Source organism: Pseudaeromonas pectinilytica (assembly GCF_054780855.1).
In genome coordinates, this window is record NZ_BAAGVN010000203.1 from 1 (window position 1) to 1,070 (window position 1,070).

At 40.0% G+C, this 1,070-nt stretch carries 2 protein-coding genes; both read right to left on the minus strand.

Annotated features, from left to right (window positions below):
• Window positions 1–154: 154 nt before the first annotated feature.
• On the minus strand, window positions 155–613 hold the full coding sequence (locus ACYVG7_RS10240; RefSeq protein WP_460883019.1) for a hypothetical protein: 459 nt from the start codon (window positions 611–613) through the stop codon (window positions 155–157).
• A gap of 2 nt (window positions 614–615) precedes the next feature.
• The gene (locus ACYVG7_RS10245; RefSeq protein WP_460883020.1) at window positions 616–975 is read right to left on the minus strand and encodes a hypothetical protein; all 360 of its coding nucleotides are present in this window, start codon (window positions 973–975) and stop codon (window positions 616–618) included.
• Window positions 976–1,070 lie beyond the last annotated feature (95 nt).

The following is a 1,070-nucleotide window of genomic DNA, read 5'->3' on the forward strand; positions in this document are numbered from 1 at the left end:
AGAGTAGGCAGAGAAAATCCAAGCAAAACAACACGTTAGACGGTATTATTAATTCGCTTGCCGCTTAAGGTTCTGTACATGTATCGAAGGATGGTTTGGTCATGTGTCATCTCTTTTTTTCGTAGTTTAATGAAATGACACAGAATTCTGAACACTACCGACTTTGATACAGCGATGTCTTCAGCTTGATCAATTCGCCTGTTTCTGGAGCAACTACGTCGAGTCCATGTATAAGGCGATTCTTTATGTCTTCATTTTCTTTTCTAACCGAATCATGGAGCCGATACATTTCCATCATCTTGATATAAACAGCCTCTAAAGAAGTATCAACACTACCGTTTTCGGCATTTCTGGTCTTTTTTTTGAGGCTACTGATTTGTTTCTTCTGCCGTTCAATCACTTTGGAGTCCGATATTATTTTAAACTCAGCTCGCTGATTAATTTTAGCATTGTCAATTTTTAGCTTCAAATCAGGAAAATCATTATGGATATAGGAATGATTCACCCCAATACGCTTTGCGACGGTAGAGACATTAACCTTATCACCAGCCATAACCATATCAGCTAATGCCTCCTCGATAAGCTTACGAGTTTCTTCTATGCTTCGTTTCATATTTATGCTAGCTCCTGACATGGCAACTGTTCAATATCAGCAATTAATTTCTGTGCTACAAATAAGTTATCCCGCCAACTAATTGCAAGCGTTTCATATTCACGCTGCTGTTCAATAGGTAATTGTTCAAAGCTGTTCAAACGTGCCACAGCCTCTTGCTCTACAAAACGCCAATGTGGTAGATGTCTACGACTGACAATATAGTTTCCACAGAATACGCACTCCGAGGGGTCAGCTGCATTTTTAATTTTACAGCTCGAACCAGCAGTACAAAGTCCATGAGGTAAGCCTCTTAGGCTTGATAAGTTCTTTTTTAAAAAAATCACATATTCTTCTAGTGTTTGAAAATGAGCCTGGCGCATTGGAGTTGCCTGAGCAGGGCGAACGCATGAGTGTCTAGTTTTTGAGCGATACGGATAATCCGGCAATCAGCACCTTCTCCAAGTGTTCTGTTTTC

What these genes read in the sequence shown, in the direction of transcription:
- ACYVG7_RS10245 (WP_460883020.1), bottom strand. Translation starts at nt 975, where the DNA reads ATGCGCCAGGCTCATTTTCAAACACTAGAAGAATATGTGATTTTTTTA.
- ACYVG7_RS10240 (WP_460883019.1), bottom strand. Translation starts at nt 613, where the DNA reads ATGAAACGAAGCATAGAAGAAACTCGTAAGCTTATCGAGGAGGCATTA.